This window comes from Nocardia farcinica, from assembly GCF_029867845.1.
Taxonomy (GTDB): Bacteria; Actinomycetota; Actinomycetes; order Mycobacteriales; family Mycobacteriaceae; genus Nocardia; species Nocardia farcinica_A.
Window position 1 is genome coordinate 1 of sequence record NZ_JARWRU010000646.1, and the last position, 3,326, is coordinate 3,326.

Consider the following 3,326-nt stretch of genomic DNA (forward strand, 5'->3'; position numbering starts at 1 on the left):
CCCGCCCCCGGCGGGGGGGGGGCTACACCGGGCCGTACCCGGCGGCGCCCCCCCTAATATTTCGCGGCGGGGGGGGCACGCCGGGCACGTATCATTCGAGGTACCACGCGGGGACCAATCCGTCGGGTGGTCGCTATCCGGCACAACTCGGTGCCGACCAGCGCGGGGGGTACGCGCCGCCCGCTCAGCCTCGAGGTCCGAGAATGAGTGCCGAGTCCGAGAGAAGTGTCCCGACCAGCCCGGATCCGCCCGGCACCGGCCGGGCGGCCGCAGCCGGGAGCAGCCCGGTCCAGAGCAGCCCGGTCCAGAACAGGCCGGTCCAGAACAGCGCGGTCGGCGCGTTCCAGGCCGCGTGGAGCGCCGTCGACCGCCTGCCCGCCGACCAGCGCGCCACCCGCCTGCCCCGCATCGCCGACTTCCTGCCCGACGCGCGGACCCTGCGCACGGCGGCCCTGCTCGAACTGGTCCGCGTCGACCTGCGCTACCGCTGGCTCGGGCGCACCGCCGCGGGCACGGCGCCGCGCCGCAAGCGGCTGGCCGACTACTGCGCCGAGTTCGACGAACTCGAGCCCGACCGCCTGCCCGCCGGGCTGATCTACGAGGAGTTCGTCGTCCGCAGGCAGAGCGGCGAACAACTCGACCCGCGCAGCTGCCTGCGCGAATACCCCGCCCAAGCCGAGGTCCTGCGCGAACTGCTCAACACCGACGACCCGGACCAGAGCACCCGGCGCGCCACCCCGGGCCCCGAGCCCGACCCCGACGGCCCCGCCGACGACACCACCTACCTCGCGGGCAGCGGCTCTCCCGCCTTCGACACCCCCGCCACCCTCCGCGCCCCGCAACCGCCGCCGGGCCGGGCGGGCGCGTCCGGGGGGACGCACCCCCACCCGCGCGCGAGCGATCCCCGCGCGGGCGACAGCGAACCCGACGCCACGATCGCGGCCGTCGCCCCGGCCGCCGACACGGACAGCGAACCCGACGACGGCGCGGGCGTTCTCCCTTCGGATGCCACTGTCGCGGCCCCCGGGGTCGGAGAGACGACCACCTTCCCGCCCGACGACGAGGCCACCCGCACCGCCGCCGCCACGGCGAGTGCCCGCACCGTGCCCGGTTCCGGCGCGGAGCCGGAGGAGACCGCGACGGCCGCGCAGACCGAGCCGACCGCCACCTCCGCCGGTCCGCCGCCGGCGGACAGCGACCCACTCGACCACATCCACGTCGGCCGCCGGGTAGGCGATTTCGACCTGCTCAACGGTCTAGGCAGCGGTGCGTTCGCGCGAGTGTTCCTGGCCAGGCAGCGGTCCATGCAGCGGCTGGTCGCGGTGAAGATCTCCGCCGACCACGGCACCGAGGCGCAGACCCTGGCCCAGCTCGACCACGACTACATCGTGCGGGTGTTCGACCAACGGCTCATGGACGCCCAACGCGGGACGGGCGCGGCGGCGCGGCGGTTGCGGCTGCTGTACATGCAGTACCTGCCCGGCGGCACCCTGCTCGGCGTGCTGCGCCGGGTGCGCGCCACCCCGCCCGCCGAACGCAACGGCGAGCTGTTGCTGGCGGCGGTGGACGCGGCCATGGAGGACAAGGGCGAGATCCGGCCGACCGATTCCAGCGTGCGCGCCGAGATCGCGGCGCTGAGCTGGCCGGAGACGGTGGCCTGGCTGGGCAGGCGGCTGGCCGAGGCGCTGGAGTACGCCTCCTCGCACGGGGTGCTGCACCGCGACGTGAAGCCGGCGAATGTGCTGCTCACCGCGGAGGCGGTGCCCAAGCTGGCCGATTTCAACATCAGTTTCAGCCGCAACGTGTCCGGCGCGAGCCCGGTGGCCTACTTCGGCGGCTCGCTGTCGTACATGTCGCCCGAACAGCTCGAGGCCTGCCACCCCGGCCGGGACCGCTCGGCGGCCGATCTGGACACCCGCGCCGACATCTTCTCCCTCGGCGTGGTGCTGTGGGAACTGCTGACCGGCGCCAAGCCCTTCGACGACACCACCGCCGGCATCGGCGAGCGCGGCGACGACACCACCCTCGAGGCCATGCTGGAGCGCCGCGCGCTCGGCGTCGACCCGGCCGCGCTGGAGCGGGTGCCCCCGGATTGCCCGGCCGCGCTGCGCCGGGTGCTGCTGACCTGCCTCGAGCCCGATCGCGAGAACCGGTGGGGCAGCGGCGAAGTGCTCGCCAAGCAGCTGGACCTGTGCCTGGACCAGCGCGCGCGGGAACTGGTCGACCCCAAGCCGGGCAGCTGGCGGCTGCGGCTGCGGCTGCGGCCGTGGATCGTCCCGGTGCTGGTGGTGGCGATCGGCGTGCCGAACCTGCTGGCCTCGCTCTACAACATCCAGCACAACCAGACGCTGATCGTGTCCAGGATGACCGAGGACGCCCAGCGCACCTTCCTCATCATCACCGGCGTGGTGAACAGCATCTTCTTCCCGCTGGGTTTCGTGCTGGTGGCCTGGCTGTCGCGGGCGGTGCTCATGGTGCCGCGCGGGCTGCGCAAGGGCAGACGCTACGACGCGCAGACCCTGCGCCGGGCCCGCAACGACGCGCTGCTGCTGGGTGAGCGGGCGGTGGTGATCCCGTTCGCGCTGTGGGTGCTGGCCGGGCTGACCTTCCCGCTGGCGCTGCAACTGTCCACCGGCGACGTGACCGCCAGCGCCGTCATCCACTTCCTGGCCTCGCTGGTGGTGTGCGGGGCGATCGCCGCCTCCTACCCGTTCTTCCTGGCGACCTTCTACATCGTGCGCTGCATCTACCCGATCTTCCTGCGGCACGGCGAGATCAGCGCCGACGACGCGGTGCGGCTGCGCGCCCTCGACCGCCGCTGCAACGGCTATCTGGCCGTGGCCGCCTCGGTGCCGCTGCTGGCCGTGGCCGGGGTGACCTTCCTGCCGCCGGCCGACATCCCGCAGGTGATCGTGGCGGTACGGGTGCTGTGTGTGGGCGGCATCGTCGCGTTCGTGGCGTCCTACCTGTTGTTCCGGGCGCTGGAGGCGGACCTGCGCGCGCTGGAGCGGGTGGTCGATCCCGAGCCCGCCCGTCGTGACACCGACCGTGGCGGACCGGTGGAGCCGCGCTCGTGACCGACCCGGTCGCCGAGGCTCTCGCCCGGTTCCGCGCGCGCTGGCGGGCGTACCTGGCGCGGGGCGGCGAGCCCCCGCACCCGGCCGCCTTCGTCCCCAGTGCCGCGCACGTCCGCCGCGCGGTGCTGCTCGCCCTGGTCCGCGCCGACATCAGGGCCCGCGCCGCCCGGCCCGGGCTGGCCAGGGATGTCGACGACTACCGCCGCGAATTCCCCGAACTGTCCGAGGCCGCCGCGCTGTCCGCCCTGC

The 3,326-nt window shown here is 74.2% G+C and carries 2 protein-coding genes; both read left to right on the forward strand.

The genetic code is table 11. From position 1 onward, the window contains the following. The first annotated feature begins 935 nt into the window (after window positions 1-935). The gene (locus tag QH283_RS14300) at window positions 936-3,077 is read left to right on the forward strand and encodes a serine/threonine-protein kinase (protein ID WP_432420728.1); all 2,142 of its coding nucleotides are present in this window, start codon (window positions 936-938) and stop codon (window positions 3,075-3,077) included. Beyond that, window positions 3,074-3,326 (forward strand): hypothetical protein (locus QH283_RS14305; RefSeq protein ID WP_280503490.1); only part of this gene is annotated, 253 nt, incomplete at its 3' end. The genes QH283_RS14300 and QH283_RS14305, both read left to right, overlap by 4 nt.